Source organism: Nostoc sp. S13 (assembly GCF_029379315.1).
GTDB lineage: Bacteria > Cyanobacteriota > Cyanobacteriia > Cyanobacteriales > Nostocaceae > Nostoc.
Genome location: NZ_JAQYWQ010000015.1, coordinates 54,653 through 75,063 on the forward strand (window position 1 = coordinate 54,653; position 20,411 = coordinate 75,063).

At 43.2% G+C, this 20,411-nt stretch carries 15 protein-coding genes; 5 read left to right on the forward strand and 10 right to left on the reverse strand.

Annotated elements, in window-relative coordinates; all coding sequences use genetic code 11:
- The first annotated feature begins 74 nt into the window (after positions 1-74).
- The gene (locus PUQ00_RS07805) at positions 75-2,336 is read left to right on the forward strand and encodes a cation:proton antiporter (protein WP_300414848.1); all 2,262 of its coding nucleotides are present in this window, start codon (positions 75-77) and stop codon (positions 2,334-2,336) included.
- Between the two features lie 767 nt (positions 2,337-3,103).
- Here the strand turns inward: PUQ00_RS07805 and PUQ00_RS07810 are convergent.
- From PUQ00_RS07810 to PUQ00_RS07835, 6 genes are all read right to left on the reverse strand, one after another.
- Positions 3,104-4,540 (reverse strand): TolC family protein, encoded by a 1,437-nt coding sequence (locus tag PUQ00_RS07810; protein ID WP_300414851.1) that lies wholly within the window; start codon positions 4,538-4,540, stop codon positions 3,104-3,106.
- Positions 4,541-4,905: 365 nt separating this feature from the next.
- Positions 4,906-5,577, reverse strand: a complete 672-nt coding sequence (locus tag PUQ00_RS07815) for an ABC transporter ATP-binding protein (RefSeq protein WP_300414853.1) — start codon at positions 5,575-5,577, stop codon at positions 4,906-4,908.
- A gap of 82 nt (positions 5,578-5,659) precedes the next feature.
- Positions 5,660-6,931, reverse strand: a complete 1,272-nt coding sequence (locus PUQ00_RS07820; RefSeq protein ID WP_300414884.1) for an ABC transporter permease — start codon at positions 6,929-6,931, stop codon at positions 5,660-5,662.
- Between the two features lie 267 nt (positions 6,932-7,198).
- Positions 7,199-8,779, reverse strand: coding sequence for an efflux RND transporter periplasmic adaptor subunit (locus tag PUQ00_RS07825; protein ID WP_300414855.1), 1,581 nt, complete (start codon positions 8,777-8,779; stop codon positions 7,199-7,201).
- A gap of 313 nt (positions 8,780-9,092) precedes the next feature.
- Entirely contained in the window at positions 9,093-9,548 is a 456-nt protein-coding gene (locus PUQ00_RS07830) for a hypothetical protein (RefSeq protein WP_300414856.1), read from the reverse strand.
- 304 nt (positions 9,549-9,852) lie between these two features.
- A complete protein-coding gene (locus tag PUQ00_RS07835) occupies positions 9,853-10,491 on the reverse strand; it encodes a helix-turn-helix domain-containing protein (protein WP_300414858.1) in 639 nt (212 codons plus the stop codon).
- A gap of 144 nt (positions 10,492-10,635) precedes the next feature.
- Here PUQ00_RS07835 and PUQ00_RS07840 point away from each other — a divergent pair, with 144 nt between their 5' ends.
- Positions 10,636-11,523 (forward strand): tetratricopeptide repeat protein, encoded by an 888-nt coding sequence (locus PUQ00_RS07840; protein ID WP_300414860.1) that lies wholly within the window; start codon positions 10,636-10,638, stop codon positions 11,521-11,523.
- Positions 11,524-11,750: 227 nt separating this feature from the next.
- On the opposite strand, the gene PUQ00_RS07845 is transcribed toward PUQ00_RS07840, so the two are convergent.
- Positions 11,751-12,155 (reverse strand): response regulator, encoded by a 405-nt coding sequence (locus PUQ00_RS07845; RefSeq protein WP_109009404.1) that lies wholly within the window; start codon positions 12,153-12,155, stop codon positions 11,751-11,753.
- Positions 12,156-12,439: 284 nt separating this feature from the next.
- On the opposite strand from PUQ00_RS07845, the gene gyrA reads away from it, so the two are divergent.
- Together gyrA and PUQ00_RS07855 are read left to right on the forward strand one after the other, a co-directional pair.
- Positions 12,440-14,977 carry a DNA topoisomerase (ATP-hydrolyzing) subunit A gene (gene gyrA, locus PUQ00_RS07850; RefSeq protein WP_300414864.1) on the forward strand — a complete coding sequence of 846 codons (2,538 nt, stop codon included), beginning with the start codon at positions 12,440-12,442 and terminating at the stop codon, positions 14,975-14,977.
- A gap of 9 nt (positions 14,978-14,986) precedes the next feature.
- Entirely contained in the window at positions 14,987-15,451 is a 465-nt protein-coding gene (locus tag PUQ00_RS07855) for a GNAT family N-acetyltransferase (protein WP_300414866.1), read from the forward strand.
- Positions 15,452-15,458: 7 nt separating this feature from the next.
- On the opposite strand, the gene PUQ00_RS07860 is transcribed toward PUQ00_RS07855, so the two are convergent.
- Positions 15,459-16,280, reverse strand: a complete 822-nt coding sequence (locus PUQ00_RS07860; protein WP_300414868.1) for a class I SAM-dependent methyltransferase — start codon at positions 16,278-16,280, stop codon at positions 15,459-15,461.
- A 706-nt stretch (positions 16,281-16,986) separates the two neighbouring features.
- Between PUQ00_RS07860 and PUQ00_RS07865 the strand changes: the two genes are divergently transcribed.
- Positions 16,987-17,172 carry a chlorophyll a/b-binding protein gene (locus PUQ00_RS07865; RefSeq protein ID WP_300414870.1) on the forward strand — a complete coding sequence of 62 codons (186 nt, stop codon included), beginning with the start codon at positions 16,987-16,989 and terminating at the stop codon, positions 17,170-17,172.
- Between the two features lie 161 nt (positions 17,173-17,333).
- Here the strand turns inward: PUQ00_RS07865 and rpoD are convergent, their stop codons facing one another.
- Both rpoD and PUQ00_RS07875 read right to left on the reverse strand, forming a co-directional pair.
- Positions 17,334-18,503, reverse strand: a complete 1,170-nt coding sequence (rpoD, locus tag PUQ00_RS07870; protein WP_300414872.1) for an RNA polymerase sigma factor RpoD — start codon at positions 18,501-18,503, stop codon at positions 17,334-17,336.
- 1,468 nt (positions 18,504-19,971) lie between these two features.
- Positions 19,972-20,178, reverse strand: a complete 207-nt coding sequence (locus PUQ00_RS07875; RefSeq protein ID WP_366145949.1) for a fasciclin domain-containing protein — start codon at positions 20,176-20,178, stop codon at positions 19,972-19,974.
- Positions 20,179-20,411: the final 233 nt, after the last annotated feature.

A 20,411-nucleotide genomic window follows, 5' to 3' on the forward strand; every position in this document is an offset into this window, starting at 1 on the left:
GTAGAAGTAAATATTTTCAGATTTACTTGAAGCAGCTCCTTTAAAAATTCGTAATCCAACCTTTGGACGCTTATATGCAAAACCTGTCCCTAATGTTAGTGCCTGTACTCGCTGCACAGAAAATAGTAGGTGACGGTTTAATTAAACCTCTCGGTCATCATGAACTGCTGTTGGTACTGGTGCAACTGTCATTATTGCTTCTGGTAGCACGGGGATTAGGTGAGTTGATGCGCCGGATTAACCTACCGCCTGTTGTTGGGGAATTATTGGCAGGTGTGCTGCTTGGCCCTTCTCTATTTGGTTTGCTGCTTCCAGACTTACAGGCTCACATCTTTCCCAAAAGTCAAGAACAATCGAATTTACTTTCGGTGATTTCTTGGTTAGGCGTGTTATTTTTGCTGATTGTGACTGGGTTGGAGACGGATCTGAAGCTGATTCTTCGTAAGGGTAAAACGGCTCTGCTAATTTCACTGGGCGGAATTATTGTCCCGTTTATCACCGGATTTGGATTGGGGTGGCTATTGCCTGATAATTTTTTAGCCGACCCAGATAAGCGACTGGTATTTAGTCTGTTCATAGCCACAGCAATGAGTATTTCGGCAGTACCAGTGATTGCTAAGGTGCTCATGGACTTAAACCTGATTCGCCGTGACATTGGTCAAGTCACCTTAGCAGCTGGTATGACTGACGACACCATCGGCTGGATTTTACTTTCTGTGGTTTCAGGTTTAGCTAGTAGCGGCAAGTTTGACTTTGGGACAATTTTTCACTCCGTAAGTGCGGCTATATTGTTTCTAGCGATCGCCTTTACAATTGGGCGTACCATCGTAGACCAGATTTTGCGGTGGGTTGATGACTACGTTGGCGGAATCTCCGCTAGTATCTCGGTTGTGCTAATTCTTTCGCTTTCAGCAGCAGCACTTACCCACGCATTAGGTCTAGAAGCAGCATTAGGTGCTTTCGTGCTGGGGATTTTGGCAGGTCAATCCCGCCGCTTTAGCAATGAAGCTGGACAGATGCTAGAAGTCTTCACAGCAGCCTTTCTAGCGCCAATTTTCTTTGCTTCAGCTGGGTTGAAAGTTAACTTGCTAACCCTGTTAGTCCCTCAAACGTTGATATTTGGCTTGATTGTTCTCGTTGTCGCCTGTGTTGGCAAATTTACAGGTGCTTATATTGGTTCTCGCGTCGGCGGCTTGAGTCATTGGGAAGGTTTGGCGATGGGTTCTGGGATGAATGCTCGCGGGGCGATGGAAATTGTCGTGGCCACGATTGGTTTATCTTTGGGAGTGCTGAATCCACAGATGTACTCGATTATTGTTATGGTAGCGATCGCCACTTCCCTAATGGCTCCACCCCTTTTGCGCTGGTGTTTGTCGAAGGTGGTTATGAGTGAAGAGGAAGCTCGACGTTTGGAACAAGAAGAGCAGGATAGCCACAGCTTTATCAAGCAAATCCAGCGTGTCTTAATACCCACTAGCGGTGGCCCCAACATCCAACTCGCAGCGCAGCTAGTTGGTTACATGGCTCACCAAAACTCGATAGAAGTCACATCTCTATATGCCCTGAGTGACAAGCAACCCCAAAAAAAAGCACGTCGAACGGCAACCCAGCTAAAAGACACTGCCGCCGAGCAAGCTCTTGCCTCTGTTGCTGAGGAAATGCAGCTACCTGCTGATACCAACCTGCAAACAAAAACGGAGTCTGGGCGTAGTAAAGCGGAGGTGATTCTGAATGAAGCAAACAAAAACTATGACTTGATTGTACTGGGAGCTTCTGAACAGATACGCCCGCAGAAAGCATTGTTCAATTTGCTTGTAGACCGGGTAGTACAAGAAGCGCCTTGTGCAACGATGGTGGTGAAGTCGCACCTACCCCAACCCAAAGGCGAGATATGCAGAATCACTCAACAACAGCTGACAAAGATTCTGGTGCCAACGGTGGGGACAGAATATAGCAAAAATGCTGTAGAGATGGCAAGTACGATCGCTGCTCAAACAGGGGCTTTAGTGATGATCGTTAACGTAATTAATTTGCCACAGGCTGAGTATATTCTTTACGAACAGCGATCGCTAGCTCCAGTCAAGGAAATTGCCCGCGATCTGCTCGAACAGCAAGCAGCAATTGGCCGCAATCTGGGTGCTGATGTCAAAACCTATATTCTGCAAGGAACCAGCCCAGAAAGGGAAATCCTTAAGTTTGCCCAAAGCAATGAAGTTGACCTAATTATTCTCGGGAGTAGTATCCGAATGGTTACGGGTCGCGTTTTCTTCGGTCACAGAGTGGATGCAATTCTGAGTAAAGCCCATTGCCCAGTAGCGGTAATTACTGTACCATAGCCGTTCTCAACTTAGATGCATTTAGTTTGCTTGAATATAGCTATAGTTGCATAGATTACCAATCGAAGGATCTAAGCAAACTTTTATTTAATAGACATCTGGTGAAATTAAATATGCGTTATCTAGAACCCTTGTAGAGACGCGAAATTTCGCGTCTCTACATTCTTTTTCAGAGATGTCTAATGATCAATACAGTTCAGTTAAGCATTTCTTGCTTCTCTTGCTTCTCTTGCTTCTCTCCTTTGCGTCCTTTGCGTCCTTTGCGACGGCAGTCGCTCATGGGGGAGACCCCCAAGACCGCGCTGCCTCTCCTTTGCGGTTCGTTAAAAAAATTGACTTTGACAAAGAGTTTTAGCCTTAACTGAACCCTATTGGTCTAATAGACTTATCCACAAATAAACCTCAAAATAGCTGAAACCCTTACATAGCTGGCTTTTTAGCTTATATAAAACAGGAACCTCTAAAACCCTCTCCAGAGCTAGGTTTCAGCCAAATAAAGTTCTCATTTCCGGATAAGTCTAATGATTTGACCAGCAATTTTAGATTTTGGGTCGCACCTTTGGTGCGCTTCCAGCGCAATGCCGGATTTTAGATTAAAAGAATTTTTTGGTTCATGTCCCGTCCCTTGTGGTGTAGGGTCAATCCAAAATTGCAAATCGTTCGACTGAGCGTAGCCGTACTCCTTCTCTACGAGACGCTCCGCAAACACAGAAGCAAGCTACGCGTAGCGTTCCACAGCAAAGTCTAAAATCCAAAATCGTTTGACCTTAGCGCGAAGCCCTGTAAGTGACTGATATTTGCAAATTAGCTAGAGCGATATTGTAATTCAAAATAGCTGTGACTCGATTACCTTCTGCTGTTGTCAGGTCATTTTCAGCAGCAATCACCTCTGTTTGAGTGCCCACACCAGCTTGGAACCTCAGCCTTGCTAAATCCAGAGCTTCCCTGGCTTGATTTAAAGCCACACTAGAAGTTTGCACATTATTTAAATTGGATTGCAATTGAAAGTAGTACTGTTCTACAGTAAAGCGAATTTGGTCGCGCTGGCTAGCAAATTGAGTCTCGGCGATCGCAATATTCGCTTTTGATTGAGCCGCACTCGCTCTTGCTGCTCCCCCATCAAACAAAGTTAGACTTCCTTGAATTGCTGCTGAATACCCATCAGTAACGCTGATGCCATCATTATACCGATCTAGCAGGTTGTAGTTGCCTACCAAACTCACTTGCGGCCCTAGCTGTGAAAGTGCCTGTCGTCGCTGTTGCTCGGCAATATTACGTTGTGCTAAATACTGTGGCAATTCTGGACGATTTTGAAACGCTTGGATAATAGTTTCTTCCAGTGTTGGCTGCCAAAGACCAGCTAATTGTACGGGATCTGCGGCAGTGATATCAACTGACTGCGACAAACTTAACAGAGTTGCAAGCTGACGACGGGCAATTTGCTGCTGTGAAATAGCATTAGTCAGGAGTTGTTGGGCATTTGCTAAAACTACCTGAGCTTGCAGCACATCGAACTGCGTACCTACTCCAGCATCTAGTCGAGCTTGAGTATCCCGCAAACTAGCCTGGGCATTCTCCACAGCAGACCGATTAATTCTTACTTGTTCATCGGCTTGTTGCAAATTGTAGTATTGAGTGATGGCATTCAACCTAATTGTCAAAGACTGACTTTCAACATTAAATTCATCCACACGTAGTTGTTCTTCAGCTGCTTGGATTGTCGCTTGTCGATTCCCGGAGTTATAGAGGTTATAATTCAGTTGTGCTGAACCATTGAAAGAGCTGCTGGCTTGAGATGAACCGCTGCTAAAACCATTTCCACTGTTGGTCAGACTACTGTTAATTGCCAGAGTAGGAAATAAGGCAGCTTGAGACTGACGTAGCGCCGAGCGACTGCGTTCTAACTGCAATATTGCTACCTGTAAATCTCGATTGTTGCGTTGTACTAGTTCCAAAGCTTGTGCCAAACTGATTGGCACAGATTTCTGAATCCTTACTTCCTCTGGTTTGGTAGGAAATTGCAGAGGATTGGGATTGGGGTTGAGATAATCAAGAACCTGTAGAGAGCTTGAGGAATTCTGTGGTTTTGAGGGAGTTGCTGCACTTGCTAAAGTTGGAAATAGAATCGCGATGCTTGAAGGCAAGGCTACCGCCAACGCTACGCTAACCCAGGTAGAATGCACGAAGATTAAGCTGAAATTCATAAGATAGATGTAGTCATTAATCGGGTTTCTTTGAGGATACAATCAAAATTTTTAATCGAACAGAATTCAGGAGTCAGGAGTCAGGAGTCAGAATTCATTCTGAATTCTGTACGATTGGTGGATGAATAATCGGCGTTTTTGCACCCCCACAAAACAAGAAAATTTGGTGGTCAACTTTCGTAGTCGCGGGTCTAAATCCCCGACTGATAGCGTCACGCTTTCTCGTGTCCGCGTTCGCGCAGCGTCTCGCAGAGAGCGTCTTGATTCTGACTCCTGAATTCTGACTTCTGAATTCTTCTTCAACCTGATTGACCTGACAATGGTTTAAATTTTAAATTCCCCCTCAAATGCTTGATATTAACAAATTAGCCGACAATCAAACCATCCTGAACTCGAATAATCCTTTGAGTTTGAGCAGCGATATCTGGCTCATGAGTGACAATTACAATTGTGATCCCTTGGTCATTAAGTTCTGTCAGCAAACTCATCACCTCACGGGAAGTTTCAGTATCTAAGGCTCCTGTTGGCTCATCTGCCAAAACTAATGCAGGTCGGTTGACCAAAGCGCGAGCAATAGCTACCCGTTGTTGTTGTCCGCCAGACAGTTGACTAGGACGGTTAGCGATGCGTTCTCGTAGTCCTACTTTTTCCAAAGCTTCTAATGCCCTTTCACGGCGTTTTGACTTAGGTAAATTAGCGTAAACCATTGGTAACATAACGTTTTCCAACGCTGTCGCCCGCGCCAAAAGGTTAAATTGTTGGAAAACAAAACCTATCCTTTGGTTGCGGATATAGGCTAATTCATCATCATCAAAAGTCGTCAGGTTTCTGCCTTCAAAAATATAGTCTCCAGTTGTGGGACGATCCAGACATCCCAAAATATTCATCAGCGTGGATTTACCCGAACCTGACACACCCATAATAGAGACATATTCTCCTTCCTCAATAGAGAGTTGAATTCCCTTGAGTATTGGAACACTAACTTCTCCCAAATGGTAAGTTTTGGTAATAGATTCCATCCAAATCATGGTTGGCATAATAATTAGGAGTTAGGAGTTTGGAGAGACGCGATTAATCGCTTTGGAGAGACGCGATTAATCGCGTCTGTACAGGAGTTATTTAGTCACTACGTAAAGCATTAATTGGATCTAATTTGGATGCATTCCGGGCTGGAATCACCCCAGCGAGTAAGCCAACCGTTAACGAGAGTCCAAAGCCAGCAATGATCGACAAGAAAGAAATTACAAACGGAAATTTGAAAATGTTTGCAGCTACAAAGGCTAATAAAACGCCAGTCGCCATGCCAATACATCCGCCCACAATGGAAATCACGATCGCTTCCGTTAAAAATTGATTAAGTATTGCCGAATTGGTGGCTCCTACGGCTTTACGAATCCCGATTTCTCGCGTCCGCTCAACCACGGAAACTAGCATAATATTGGCAATCCCAATTCCACCAACCACCAGGGAAATTCCAGCGATCGCTACCACCATTACTGTAAATAAACCCACAATACTAGTGAAGGTACTAACAATATCAGCTTGATTAGTCAGCCGAAAATCATCAGCTTGCGGCGGATAAATGTTGTGACGCAGCCGTAAGAGATTGGTGACTTGAAACTGAGCGGCTTCTAACTGCTCCTGATTCGCGCCTTTGACTAAAATTCCATTTACAGAAACGCCTACCAGGGCATTGTTACCAACCAGTCTCTTCGACATACTAGTTAGAGGGATGAAAATCTGGTCATCTCGATCCATTGGCCCTTGAGCGCCTTTAGGCTCCATCACGCCAATTACTTCATAAGCCTCTCCCTGAATCCGAATTCGCTCACCGATCGGATTTACACCCTTTCCAAAAAGTGTGGTTTGGACTGTGGTCCCAAGAATGGCCAGCTGTGCGGCAATATCTAGTTCTTCCTGAGTAAAATATCTCCCTTGCTGAGGGTGGGTATTTCTGACTTCTGGGTAGTTCAAATCTGTGCCATAAATGGTTGTTGAGGTATTCTGTCCTGCATATACAACTTGGGCGCTGCGTTGGAGATAAGCAGAAACCATCTGTGCTGATGGCGCTTCTGTAGCGATCACTTTAGCATCTTCCCAAGTCAAGGTGCTGCTAGAACCTACTCCTTGACGGATATTCCCGCTTCTTGCCGCACCCGCCAAAATTTGGATGACATCTGTACCCAATGCTTGTATCTGTTGCTCAACCCCCTTTTGCACTCCCTGACCAACAGAAGTAATGGCAATCACTGAGGAAATCCCAATAATCACACCCAACATAGTTAGACCTGTGCGTAATTTGTTACTCCACAGAGTCTCTGCCGCCATTGTCAAGATTTCCAGCAACGGTACTGTGCGGGTATTCTTAACTTTGTAAAAGCCTTTAAATATCTTAAACATAAAGTTTTATTTAAAACTCAATCCAGTTCAGCTAAACATTTCTTCCTTCTCTTCCTTCTCTTCCTTCTCTTGCTTTGCGACGGCAGTCGCTACAACTCTTGGAACCCCCCTTCGGGTTCACCAGTCGCCTACGGCGGGAAACCCGCCTACAGCGCTGGATTCACCGCAACGCGCTGCCTCTCCTTTGCGGTTCGTTAAAAAAATTGACTTTGACAAAGAGTTAAGCCTTAAGTGAACCGTATTAATTTAAAACTCACTTTAAGGGAAACCACCACCTTGAGAACGACCACCACCGCCTGAACGACCCCCGCCTCCGCCTCCGCCTGCTCCTCCTAGACCAGGAAAAACTCCTCCTCTTGGTGTTGATTGCGGACGTGATCCTGCTGGGAAACTGAGCAATACCCTTTCGTTTCCTGTCAATCCAGACTTAACTTCGGTAAAGTTATTCGCGGTGACACCAGTCTCGATGGGGGTGAACACAGGTTTGTTATTCTTTCCTGCCACAAACACACCCGTGGCATTTTCTTGGCGCACTACTGAGGCCGTTGGCACTACTAAAACATTTTCAACTTGACCGACTTGAAAATCTACTTCCGCATTCATCCCAGACCTTAGTAGTCTTTGAGGGTCTAAAAGTGATACTCTCACTTCAAAACTGGTGACGTTTTGCGTTACTACTGCTTGGGCAGCAATTTGGCTGACTTTACCTTCAAAGGTTTTTCCTGGGTAGGCATCTGCTTTAATCGAGACTTTTTGACCAAGGCGGATTTTGGAAATATTTGTTTCCGCTAAACTTGCGACAACTTCATTGGTGGAAGCCAGAGACAAGATTGAAGAAGAAGAAGAAGAAGCTACTTCACTACTGGCAGTTGTGGGTGTTACGAAAGCGCCTGGATCAGCATACTTCTTTGTCACCACACCATCAAAAGGTGCGCGAATGATTGTGTCATTGATTTGGGCTTGGATGTTTTGCAGCGAACCGCGAGCAGATGTTACCTGGGCGCGGGCTGCGTTAATATCTTCTTGGCGCGTTCCGGCTTTCAGAAGTGCCAAAGCTTGCTGTCTCTGCTTCACCACAGCTCGGGCTTGGTCGATGTCTTCTGAACGTGATCCGGCTTTTTGCAACGCCAGTGCTTGTTGTGCTTCATTTACACTAGCTTGGGCGCTGTCGCGATTGGAACGGTTTTGGTTAAGAGTCTGAAGGGAAATACCACCTGCATTGTAAAGTTGCTGATTACGAACAAAATTATCTTCTGCTTGACGAAGGGCGGCTTGAGCGCTTTGCAACCGTGCCTGTGCTTGGCCAATATCTTGAGAGCGATTGCCTGTTTGTACCTTTTGCAGATTCGCCTCGGCTTCGTCTAATACTCCCTGTGCTTGAGCAATATCTTGAGGACGATTGCCTGCGATCGCTTTTTGCAAATTCGCATCAGCTTGTGCCAATTGTCCTTGAGCAGAGGTGAGTTGCCCCCGGAGATTGGAATCATCCATGTAAGCGACAATCTGTCCTTGTTTGACAATATCTCCTTCCTTCGCCAACAGGCTTTTCAGGATGCCGGAATTTTTCGGGCTGAGGTTGATTGACCGCTCAGGCTTCACTGTTCCGTTCGCTGTAACTGTGATTGTTAAACTCTGCCTTTCTACAGGCTTTGTCAGCACCCGGCGTCTAGCTTCTTGACGGGAAACAACCGTTACTTGGTAATAAACTGCATAGCCAATTCCACCCAATAGGCAAAGAGCAATTAGCCAAGAGAGCCAATTACGTTTGACCTTTTTTTTCTTTACCTCTGGAACCAAAACTGATGAATCTACAGGTTTTGATGTTGTATCAATTTTCATATCCACTTTGTTTATAAAGAATGGCTACCGAGCTGGTTATTCACGGCTAAAACTATGCCTGGTAGCCCTATACTGACAATTTCTTGAGTTTTTAAGTGTTTTCACAAAAAAGAATTCAGGAGCGGAGCGTCTGGAGTCTCCCCAAGTAGAGCAAGTGGCGTCAACTTATGTTCAGAATTAAGCATGAATTGGAGTGCGACTGGCTCCTGAATAAAGGATGAAAAACTATACTAAATCCAAGATTTAGTGGTCAACTCTCGTAGTGGTGGGTGTGAATCCCCAAGGAATTACATTCTGAATTCTGACTTCTTATTTAAAAAAGGTGTATGTTGATTAGCGATGGTCTCTCAGCTGGAATTACGTAGCCAGGAGCATAAAATTCCTCCTGTGGGCCAATAATAACCCCGTCGGGAAGTCTGGAGTAACCATTACGAAGTCTGACTACCTCTCTAGCAGAAATAATTCTCCCATTAGCCAATCTGAGATCACCATTACGAAGTCTGACTGCTCTGCTATTGTATTGGTTGTCGCGGTTCCAATTGCCCCTGTCTCCAAGGTTTCTAACTTCTCCAGTATTGGTTCTACCGTCGCGGTTCCAATTCCCCCTGTCTCCAAGGTTTCTAACTTCTCCAGTATTGGTTCTGCCGTCGCGATTCCAATCTCGATCGCGTTCACCCGTCTGGGCATTTGCAGGCGCAGCCAAGAGAGCGGGAACAATGATCAGGGCAGCAGTAGCTAAGACTATTGATACACGGTTTGGTTTCAGCATGTAATTAACTCCTTGTTTAGATTAAAGTTCTATTCTGCTTAGGTTCGGATTTAGCAATTTAGACAGTTGCTTTTGTTTTGGCATGAAGATATCTAATATTTATCTAATAGTATAAATTCATACATACTAATTATGGCTCAAAATTTCCTAACCGATGTATGACGAAAGTCACTAGTAATTGCAGACTGATGTATGACCAAAGTCATCAATTTTACTAATGGATACTGGGCAAGGGGAGACGCGGGGAAAATATTCTAAAAATCTCTTTGCGTCTCCGTGTAAAAGCGTCCCAGCGTCGGTTTACTTAATCCTGACTTGGTGCAATTCCTTGCCAGATAATATCCACAAGACTCAGGATAAATACTGATACTTGCGTGGCAGAATCTCCAGAATTTAAATAAGTTCCTATTGCTAATTCGGCAGTTGGTATACTGACTTGGGACGACATCTGTTCTAAGAAAACGTAGTTCATCATCGATCCGACTAAGATATGAGCCACTGTCTGGGGATCGCACGGGTGAAGGCGATGTTGGTTGATCTCACGCTCTAAGAAAGCAGCCAGTACTTTGACATCTAGCATCGGTCTTGACTCTTTACCTCCAAGTTCTGGCATCGCATTGCCTCGCGATCGCAGCATCATTATTCGAGGTAATATCTCACGATAGAATTCCATAATCTCAAAGCAGACCTTGATCAGGTTTTCTTTGAGATTGCCTTTGCCACAGAGAGATTCCAACTCGTTCACCCAGAGGGGTTTTTCTGGAATTCCCATTGCCGCAAAAAATAATTCTTCTTTGGTTGAGAATCGCTTGAAAATTGAAGCTTCAGAAATACCAGCCTGTTGAGCAATTTCTAAAGTGGAAGCACCAAATCCTTGTTGCAGGAAAACTTGACGAGCCGCTTCTAAGATTTGCTGATTGGTGATTCTGGGTGTACGAGCCATAAATAAGTAAGTGGATACTTATTAATTTAGTGCTTTAGGATCGGGATGTCAAGAACTGATCACGTAAGATTTTGCTACCGTCAAGAGCGGAGATCGTTTAAGCTAGCTGAAAGATTCTTTGATTAGTGGCTTAAAGGCGGTAGTGTGCCTAAATATGTTCGTTTGATTTCTTTTCTAATGGTTTGTAGTTTGTGGAGTATGCCAAAAGCCGCTAACGCGCAGGCATTAATACCCCATACATTGCAACTAGATGCGACAAAGTTAGAGAAGCAGGGGTTGAGCTTGGCACAAGAGGCGGCTCAACTAGCTCAGTTTCAACAGATTGATTTAGCTTTGCCACGAGCGCGGCTGGCTAGTCAACTGGCTCCTGGGAATGATAAGGTGTGGTTGCTGTTAGGTGGATTGCAACTTGAAACCAAAGAGTTTGACGGGGCGATTGCTAGTCTGAAAAAAGCGCAATCTATCAACCCCAAAAATGGTGATATTCTGTTTGCTTTGGGTTCAGCTAATTTTCAGCAGAAAAATTATCAGGCTGCTGTTGTCAATTACCAAGATGGTTTGAAGTTAAAACCCAATGATCCAGAGGGGTTATTTGATTTGGGTAATGCTTACTATCTGCTGGGTAAATTGCCAGATGCGATCGCCCAGTACGATAAAGCCGTCTCCCAAGATAAAAAATTCTGGCCGGCGCTCAACAATATTGGCTTAATCAACTACGAACAGGGCAATATCCCGGAAGCAATTAAGCGATGGAAATCTGCTATAACCCTTGAGAAGCAAGCCGCCGAACCTTTATTGGCCTTGGCAGTGGCATTGTATACTAAAGGCGATCGCCAACAAGGATTAACCTTGGGAGAAACTGCACTCCGCATCGATTCGCGCTATGCTAATTTGAATTTTCTCAAAGAAAATCTCTGGGGCGATCGCCTACTGTCTGATACGAAAAAATTCCTAGAATTACCCCGTATTCAAGCAGCCCTATTGCAACGAGAAAACTCATCATCAACCCCTGGAAAACAGCCTACGCAATAGGAGTGGGGAGTGGGGAGTAGGGAGTGGGGAGTAGGGGAAAGAGGTGAAAGAGGTAATTTTTCATTTTTCCAACTCTCAACTCCTGATTCCCCATTCCCCATTCCCCATTCCCCACTCCCCTCTTGCCTAACAGTACCTTTTTGTAGTACATATATACTAACTAAATACAGGAACTAGTCGCCCAAAAACAATGGCGGGCGAGTATTCCTCAAATAAGTCCTTAATTCTCAATGGTCGTCTGTGGGTAGAAGTGCGATGATTTGGTCAACAAACTGTTGATGGTCAACAACTGGCTTAGAAATGTAGCCATCAGCGCCGCTTTGCTTGAGAAAGTTCTCGCGATCGCCTTCCATAGCATGTGCCGTCACCAAAATAACAGGTAAGTTTGCTGTTTTTGGATCAGATTTTAACATTTGTGTAATCTTGATTCCATCAACAGACTTACCTTGGTAAACACTTCTAGAGAGAGAAACATCCATCAAAATCAGGTCTGCTTCTCCAGATTGGGCAATTTTTATGACTTCTTCGACATTTTCAGTGTGTTTCACACCCAAGCCGCCACGCTTGGACAAAATTTTGGAAAAAACACGAGCATTAATTAGATCATCTTCGACAATTAAAACAGTTTTCATGAGAATTTTAGTTATAGAGGTGAGGGGATTCAAGAATTCCAGAATTGAAAATTAACAAATGCAATCATGGTAAGTATGATGGCTACTAAGTTTATGTAGATTATAGTTGTCTGCATCCTTTTTAATAGTCAATGTGCATCTTCGTCATCAAGGATGATACTACTGCTTTTTATTCTATGACTATCAAAATTTTGTTATGAATCCCATTTCATCCGTTATGCTGTGGTTGCTGCAATATTGAGTTCCATCGGCTTTTGTGTAGTTAAATTTCAGGGAAAAAACTCATGGCAAAACAGTTAAACCTGCTCTCAACGGGACAGGTAATTACAACAGCCCTGCACACCGAGATGCAACGGTCTTATCTAGAATATGCCATGAGCGTGATTGTCGGGCGAGCGCTACCAGACGTGCGTGATGGCTTAAAACCAGTGCATCGGCGCATTCTGTATGCAATGCACGAACTCGGTTTAGTACCAGATAGACCCTATCGGAAATGTGCGCGTGTAGTGGGTGATGTGTTGGGTAAATACCATCCCCACGGCGACCAATCAGTTTACGATGCTTTAGTCAGGCTGGTGCAGGATTTTTCTAGCCGTTATCCTTTACTAGCAGGACACGGTAACTTTGGCAGCGTCGATAATGACCCGCCAGCAGCGATGCGCTACACAGAAACGCGCCTCGCACCGATTAGCCATGAGGGAATGCTGACAGAAATTGGTGAAGAAACTGTGGAATTTGTCGGGAACTTCGATAATTCCCAGCAAGAACCAACGGTGCTACCTGCTCAATTGCCGTTTCTGTTGCTCAATGGCTGTTCTGGTATTGCCGTGGGAATGGCGACGAATGTACCACCGCACAACTTGGGGGAAATTGTCGATGGGTTAATTGCCTTAATCGACAACCCAGATTTGTCAGATGAAAAGTTATTCGAGTTAATTCCAGGGCCAGATTTTCCCACTGGTGGGGAAATAATTGGTCAGGCGGGAATTCGGGAAGCATACACCACAGGTAAAGGTGGGATTTTGCTGCGGGGAGTCGCGACTCTGGAGGAAATTCCAGCTAGTAAGGGAAGCAAGCGACGGACGGCAATTATCATTACAGAATTGCCTTATCAAGTGAATAAGGCTGGCTGGATTGAGAAGGTAGCGGACTTAGTAAATCAAGGACGCCTGCAAGGAATTTCTGATCTTCGGGATGAAAGCGATCGCGAAGGGATGCGGGTGGTAATTGAACTCAAACGCGATACCAATCCTCAAGAAATTCTCCAGCATTTATATCACCAAACTGCTTTACAAATGACTTTTGGGGCAATTCTCCTAGCAATAGTGGATGGACAACCCCGCCAGTTAAGTTTGCGCCAAGTGTTGCAGGAGTTTTTGAGTTTCCGCGAACAGACGCTGAACCGTCGCTACAATTACGAGTTGGGGAAGGCTCAAAGTCGTGTGCAGTTGGTAGAAGGTTTGCTGAAAGCGTTGTCTAATTTGGATGAGGTAATTGAAATTTTGCGCCAAGCTGCCGATGGTAGTACAGCAAAAATTAACCTTTGTAGCCAACTAGATTTGAGTGAAGTACAAGGTGATACAATTCTGGCTATGCCATTGCGCCGCCTCACTAATTTAGAAAAGCAAAATTTGCAGCAGGAATTTGAGCAGCTAAGTGAACAAATTAGGTTGTTAGAGCAATTACTCAACGATCGCCGGGAATTATTGAAGGTGCTGAAAAAAGATTTGCGATCGCTCAAGCGCAAGTACAACGATCCCCGGCGGACAAAAATAACAGACGAGCAGAAGTTTAGAGCAGAGGAGCAAAAAAACAGAGGAGTAGAAGATGATGAAGACAATCCAAAATCCAAAATCCAAAATCGTTCGACTGAGCAAAGCCTAAGTCCAAAATTAGAACAGCCAGCAGAGTCAGCGGTTTTAGAATTTACCCAACGGGGTTATGTCCGCCGCACCCAGCCATCTGGGAGAAAGTCAAAAGGTGAAAATGGTCTGCATGATCATGACTTCATTATCCAAACGGTGTTGACCAACACCGAAAAAGACTTGCTAATACTAACTGCTGGCGGCAAAGTCTATCCGGTGAATGTGGGAGAAATTCCCCCAACCACTGGACGTTCTCCACGGGGGAAACCTTTGATTACTATGCTCAGTAGTACTGCTCAAGGCGCTCAAGAAGCCGTGGTCAGCCGCTTTTTGCTGCCAGAAAATCTCGAAACTAAGCAGATAATTCTTGTAACAAAACAAGGACGAATTAAGCGTCTGTCTCTGGAAGAATTTACTAACCTGACTCGGCGCGGAATCACGATTTTGAAGCTCAAAGACGATGATGAATTGTCATTTACCCAGTTCACCACTCCAGGGGAGCATCTGATTTTAGCTAGTTCAGGTGGGCGACTGTTGCGCTTTGCAGTCAATGATGAACAATTACCGGTCATGGGTCGCACAGCGATGGGTTTACAAGCATTTCGGTTATTGAAAAATCAGCAAATGGTTGGCTGTGTGACTGTCGGTAAAGATGACCAACTGCTGCTAGTTACCCAAGAAGGATATGCCAAGCGGATGGCTGCAAGTCAGTTGAGAGCGGCTAATCGTGGTGATTTAGGCACGCAAGCGCTGAGATTTGTCAGCAAAACTGACAACTTAGCTGGTATGGTCATAGCGATGGCATCTGGCGAGGTAGCTTTAGTGACGAATAAAGAGCGGGTAGTGCGGATACCTGTGGAAACAGTGCCGCTCTTAGGTAAAGATGTTAAAGGTGAAAGCATCCTCCAACTTAGCCGCGATGAAAAAATTATCACCGTGGCCGAAGTGCGATCGTAAATTAGGGTGATGTTCAACTTGCGACAAGCCAACTTGCAGGATTTAGAGGCGCTGATCCAACTGCGTCTCGAACTCCTGCGTGAGGCTGGCGATATTAAAAGTGACTCTGATACCGCAAACCTAGCAGAAGCAACTCGAAAGTATCTTGGTGAAAAAATGCCGCCGGGTGAGTTTTTAGCTTGGGTAGCTGAAGTGGATAGTCAAATTGTTGCCACTAGCGGCTTGGTATTTTTTCAACGACCCCCCTACAACGGCAATCTCTCAGGCTTGGAAGCCTACGTTATGAACGTTTATACAGTTCCGATGTGGCGAGGACAGGGAATTGCAACAGCATTGTTAAAGGAAATTATCAGCTTTGTCAGAGCAACTGAGGTAAAACGTCTCTGGCTCCACGCTACTGAGGATGGTAAACGTATCTACGATCAGCTTGGTTTTGTCTCGACTTCAAAAGAAATGGAAATTTTTTGGCACTAAGGAAAAATCAAGCTGCATCTAGAGTAAGCGCAAAGACAGATTGAGCAGCAAGCATTTTCCTTACCACTTCTGGATCAATACCCAAAATTTCTAAGCAGCTTAACTCGTCTATTACGTTCAACATACTATGTTCTGTCACACAAAAACCTTGTTCATAAACGAACTGCCGTGCTTGATCGAGTGTGCCAAAATTATTATTTACTAAAGACCTGCCTGTGAGGTTAGTAACTGTTTGTAATAGCTTTTGTAAATCTGAGTCATCTTGTTGCGATCGCACTAAACTAGCTATGTCAATAAAATCAGGAGTAATCCAAACACCACCATAAGAGTGAAGAATCTCGCGGACATTAGCACACACAAGTTGTTTTTCTACCAAAGTCAGATGTGTCAGCAATCCTTCACACAAAATCATCACTGGTTGTCCAGCTTTGAGTAGAAGAGTACTCTTGCAAAACTCACTGGGACGCTTAATAGCATCAATTTCTATAAAATGCAGGTTAGGATGTTCACCGACAAGTTGCTGAATTAGTTGCTGTTTGCAACGAATCATCTGAGGCAAGTCACTTTCAATAAAGGTTATATTCGGATTGCTAGACATCAAAAGCCCACGCGGTAACAAACCAGATGCTAGTTCTAGAACTTGTGTGATTTGATATTGAGCTATAACCTGGTTGATGGCTTTATAACGAGCTTCCACACGTGCGGTAAGCAAAATACTTTTGTCTTGATTTTGTGGTTGAGATACTTTTACCAACCCTTGCATCTCTATTAATTGTGCCAACTCCTTAGCATAAGGAATATCTGTGAACTGTCTAGCTAGACTAACCATGAAGGCAGTAAGGATAATTTTGTCAAAGTCATTAGTTTACTGCTTGTTCATAAATTTTTTCGATCTACTATCAAACAGTTTAAATATCAATTTATCAAATGAAAATTACCTAAACTTATAAATTATTTTTATTTGTAATAACTCTAACTTAACTATTTGGATGACAAAGCTAAATTAGTAATTTTAGCGAGTGCGTAGACATAAAGCAGTCTTAATCACTTAACTCTTAACCCACAAGACTGGTAAACAAGTACTTTCAACCTTGAACTGTAAGCATTTTGTATCTAGATTCCTATATTAATGCTAAAAAATACTAATTAAATCATAAGTAATACACATCTGTCTATAATTTAAATTCTTGTTTTTCAACGAGTGTAGCCTTAAAAAACTACTTATATGATAAAATAATTGAAAATTAATCTCAATAACTTGAAATCCTCTGCCAAAAGTCTTGAGTAGTTCAGGACTTACACACAAGCAACGAAAAATTGAACCGCAAAGGATACGGAGGAATAAAAGTTTAAAAGGTTTTTGCATAAGTCCTATAGTTGTATCCAAAGATAGATGTTTTAGTTAATATTAATTCCTATTGTTCATGTCAAGGTCTGGAAATAAAAGTATAAAAAATGTTGACTTTATAAAATTATTTGTTATATTAGTTTACATAAGGTAATAAACCTTAAGAATTAAGTTTGGAGTCCCAACCATGACAAATGTAAGTACAACAAAAGTAACTACTCCTGTAATTGAAGATCGCAACGCTTGGCGTTGGGGGTTTACCCCACAAGCAGAAATTTGGAACGGTCGCTTGGCAATGATTGGCTTTTCAGCAGCCATTTTGGTTGAGCTTTTTTCTGGTCAAGGCTTCCTACATTTTTGGGGCATCCTATAAGTTTTAATATCTAAGATGACCTATAAATAAAAAAACCTGGAGTGCTAATTCACTGCCAGGTTTTTTATTGTTTTATCATTTATCAGTTGTCACTTGTCCTTTGTTTATTTACTAATGACAAATGACTAATGACTAATGACTATTGACTATTGACTAATTGACTACCGAATATATTCCTTGAGAACGCTGTTACGATTTGGATGGCGTAACTTGCGGAGTGCCTTCGCCTCAATTTGACGAATGCGTTCGCGGGTGACATTGAAAATCTGCCCAATTTCCTCAAGGGTTTTCATCCGACCATCATCCAAGCCGTAACGCAGTCTGAGAACATCGCGTTCACGAGGACTAAGACTATCGAGGACTTTTTCAAGGTCTTCGCGTAGCAGATTTTTGGAAACTTGGTCTTCTGGCGTTTCACCATCGGATTCAATAAAATCGCCTAATCGAGAATCTTCTTCTTTCCCAATGGGCGTTTCTAGTGAAATCGGTAACTGGGCGGATTTAGCAATAAACCGCAACTTCTCGATGGTCATTTCCATGCGAGTAGCGATTTCTTCTTCAGTGGGTTTGCGACCCATCTCTTGAGATAGCAGCTTGGTAGTTTTCTTAATCCGAGAGATGGTTTCGTAAAGGTGAACTGGAAGGCGAATTGTGCGCGATTGATCTGCGATCGCGCGGGTAATTGCTTGACGAATCCACCATGTAGCGTATGTAGAGAACTTATAGCCTTTTTCGTGGTCAAACTTTTCAGCGGCACGAATCAAACCGAGACTGCCTTCCTGAATTAAGTCTTGGAACGACAAACCACGGTTCATGTACTTCTTAGCAATTGAAACCACAAGACGAAGGTTAGATTGCACCATCTTGTCTTTCGCCCTGCGACCAACATGGAGGCGATAACGAAAGGCTGGTAGTGGCAATTGCACTGCTTCTGCCCATTCACTATCACGAGGATCGCGATCTAACTGCTCACACAGTCTTTCCCGCACCCTCTCTAATTCCAGCAAATCGGCTATTTTCCGCGCCAATTCAATTTCTTCGTCTGCCCGCAACAGACGAATTCTACCAATTTCTTGCAAGTAAAGCCGAATTGAATCTTCGGTGTAGTGCTTTTTCTTGCTTTGTGTCCGACGACGCGATTTAGCGGCTTTTCCAGACTTTGCGTCGTCCTCATCAGACTGAGGCTCTAAAAACTCATCTTCACCTTCATCGATGATCAGCAAGTCCTCTTCTTCGTCTATTAAGAGTTCTTCTAACTCGAGCTCAGGCTGATTCATTATTTCTAGGTCAGGCTGATATATGCTTTCGAGTACGTTGTTAGCCTGGTTCATGCCGCGTTCCTCATGCTCCTTGCAGAATCAATTACTCAAGATGTGTTTACTGCTCTTTTAAACGAGCTATCTGTCAACCGAAAATAAGCTTTTTAGCAAATTTGCCAGAGATATTTTCGGACGTTTTACACCTCCGGTGGGAGGATTTTTACTTTAGTTGAAGCCACTACTGAAAGTGACTTGCTCACCTTAGTAAATGTTATATGTGTTGCTATCACATACTGCTTTCAACTAACTGGTCAAAAAAAAGACTCGCTTTATCAAGAAATTTGCCACTCTATAGAAATGAGTTCAGACTGTTGGCAGATTTTCCTATAAAGACTCTTCCGATTGTAGCCTGTTTCACAGAAATTGCACTCTTTTTGTGTATTAATCATGAACTCCTACAGCAATTGTTAGCCACTATTACCAAAAAGACATTAAAAACGGGAGTTATACCCTGAAATTTTTTCTCCACTTTTCGGAATTGCAGTGACGCTCTTATTACATTACGAAGTAAGTACGCTTGCTATTGCCGAATTTCATGTATTTTACACAACATTAATTACTGAGAAAGAGTGCATTGTATGTTAACTCAGAGGATTCGTCTTAATCTACCCATTTTTACATTTCCTTCATAAATTACGCATTCCTGAGACTAAAGTGGGTGTTGACCTTGGGTAAATACAACAAGGGTGATGGTGCTTGCCTGAAAGCAGTTAACCTTCTGCGTACTAATTACCTTAACTGAGGAGTTGAGGCGGTGGCAGAATCGACCTGATAGTAGATCAATTTGGGTTGAACTAATTTGGTCTTATTCACACGTTAGCGCACTGTGGCGATTTCAGCCCTATGAAACTTGACAAACTCTTCTTATTGTATACAAGGATATTTTAATCAATTCAAAAACAATTTGTCCTGCGAATTCGCCAATATAGTCTTATCTTAGGCAAAAGTACATCAGATACATACGATACAATAGCGATCGCCACGGCATTATATGAAGATATTAACAAGTTTGCTGCCAGATGGTATCTGCTTTCAATAGGCATTACCTCCAACAGAGAGAACTTACAAGATTGCCTGATGATTTGGTTACAAAGATTTTTTCCGTAATTAAATTGTAAATTTAATTACTTTTATTTCAGTAACTTTTTGTCATCTTATTATCAGAAATCCTCAAGATACTTATTAATTGCTGTTTGATAGATGATATTGAGTTATTTTCTTAAAGCATAACAAATGTGTTTCTAACTGGTGGGCGAAATTATTCAGCCAGTCAGTGCAAAAAGTATTATCTTGACTAAATTTACAATAAAGTTGGTAGTTTTGCTAACACTAGAACATTGAATTTTTGTAAAATATTGACAATAAGCAAATTATATGGTTGTTTATTAACTGAAAAATTGAGAATTTTTCTAGTTATGTAGCACTGGAATAGCACACAAGTGGTAAGTTAACCTAAATTTTTTTAATTGATTGTTAATATCTAGTTCAAAGTCAGGGTGGCTTTCAAAACTACCCCTAGCGAAAACTGGAAACTATCAGCTTTGCTGAAGTAGGGTGGTCTTGGGCTGGTGTTTAGACTTGCAGGAAAATTAAGTGGCAGTAGTACCTGGTCAACTAGATGAACGATGTCATTGCTAGCTGGGATGTCTGGCTGAGTCACTTTAGCGTTGTTGATTGTGATTATGATTCTGACTTTTCACGTTATGTGGAAAAACCAACGCGAAACCTAACCCCCTAACCCCCAACGCTAGTAGGGAAGGGGGAAAATTCAAAAGAGGAGAGGAATGGAAGTGAGGTTTTCTAGATAAGAGTGAAAAGTCAAGATTATCAAACAGAATTCAGGAGTCAGGAGCCAGAATTCAGAATGAATTTTGTGCGACTGGTGGATGAATAAACGGCGTTTTTGCACCCCCACCAAAT

Excerpts from the sequence above, each read along its gene's own strand:
- PUQ00_RS07805 (WP_300414848.1), top strand. The coding sequence starts at position 75 with ATGCAAAACCTGTCCCTAATGTTAGTGCCTGTACTCGCTGCACAGAAA.
- PUQ00_RS07810 (WP_300414851.1), bottom strand. The coding sequence starts at position 4,540 with ATGAATTTCAGCTTAATCTTCGTGCATTCTACCTGGGTTAGCGTAGCG.
- PUQ00_RS07815 (WP_300414853.1), bottom strand. The coding sequence starts at position 5,577 with ATGCCAACCATGATTTGGATGGAATCTATTACCAAAACTTACCATTTG.
- PUQ00_RS07825 (WP_300414855.1), bottom strand. The coding sequence starts at position 8,779 with ATGAAAATTGATACAACATCAAAACCTGTAGATTCATCAGTTTTGGTT.
- PUQ00_RS07830 (WP_300414856.1), bottom strand. The coding sequence starts at position 9,548 with ATGCTGAAACCAAACCGTGTATCAATAGTCTTAGCTACTGCTGCCCTG.
- PUQ00_RS07835 (WP_300414858.1), bottom strand. The coding sequence starts at position 10,491 with ATGGCTCGTACACCCAGAATCACCAATCAGCAAATCTTAGAAGCGGCT.
- PUQ00_RS07845 (WP_109009404.1), bottom strand. The coding sequence starts at position 12,155 with ATGAAAACTGTTTTAATTGTCGAAGATGATCTAATTAATGCTCGTGTT.
- gyrA (WP_300414864.1), top strand. The coding sequence starts at position 12,440 with ATGGCAAAACAGTTAAACCTGCTCTCAACGGGACAGGTAATTACAACA.
- PUQ00_RS07855 (WP_300414866.1), top strand. The coding sequence starts at position 14,987 with ATGTTCAACTTGCGACAAGCCAACTTGCAGGATTTAGAGGCGCTGATC.
- PUQ00_RS07860 (WP_300414868.1), bottom strand. The coding sequence starts at position 16,280 with ATGGTTAGTCTAGCTAGACAGTTCACAGATATTCCTTATGCTAAGGAG.
- PUQ00_RS07865 (WP_300414870.1), top strand. The coding sequence starts at position 16,987 with ATGACAAATGTAAGTACAACAAAAGTAACTACTCCTGTAATTGAAGAT.
- rpoD (WP_300414872.1), bottom strand. The coding sequence starts at position 18,503 with ATGAACCAGGCTAACAACGTACTCGAAAGCATATATCAGCCTGACCTA.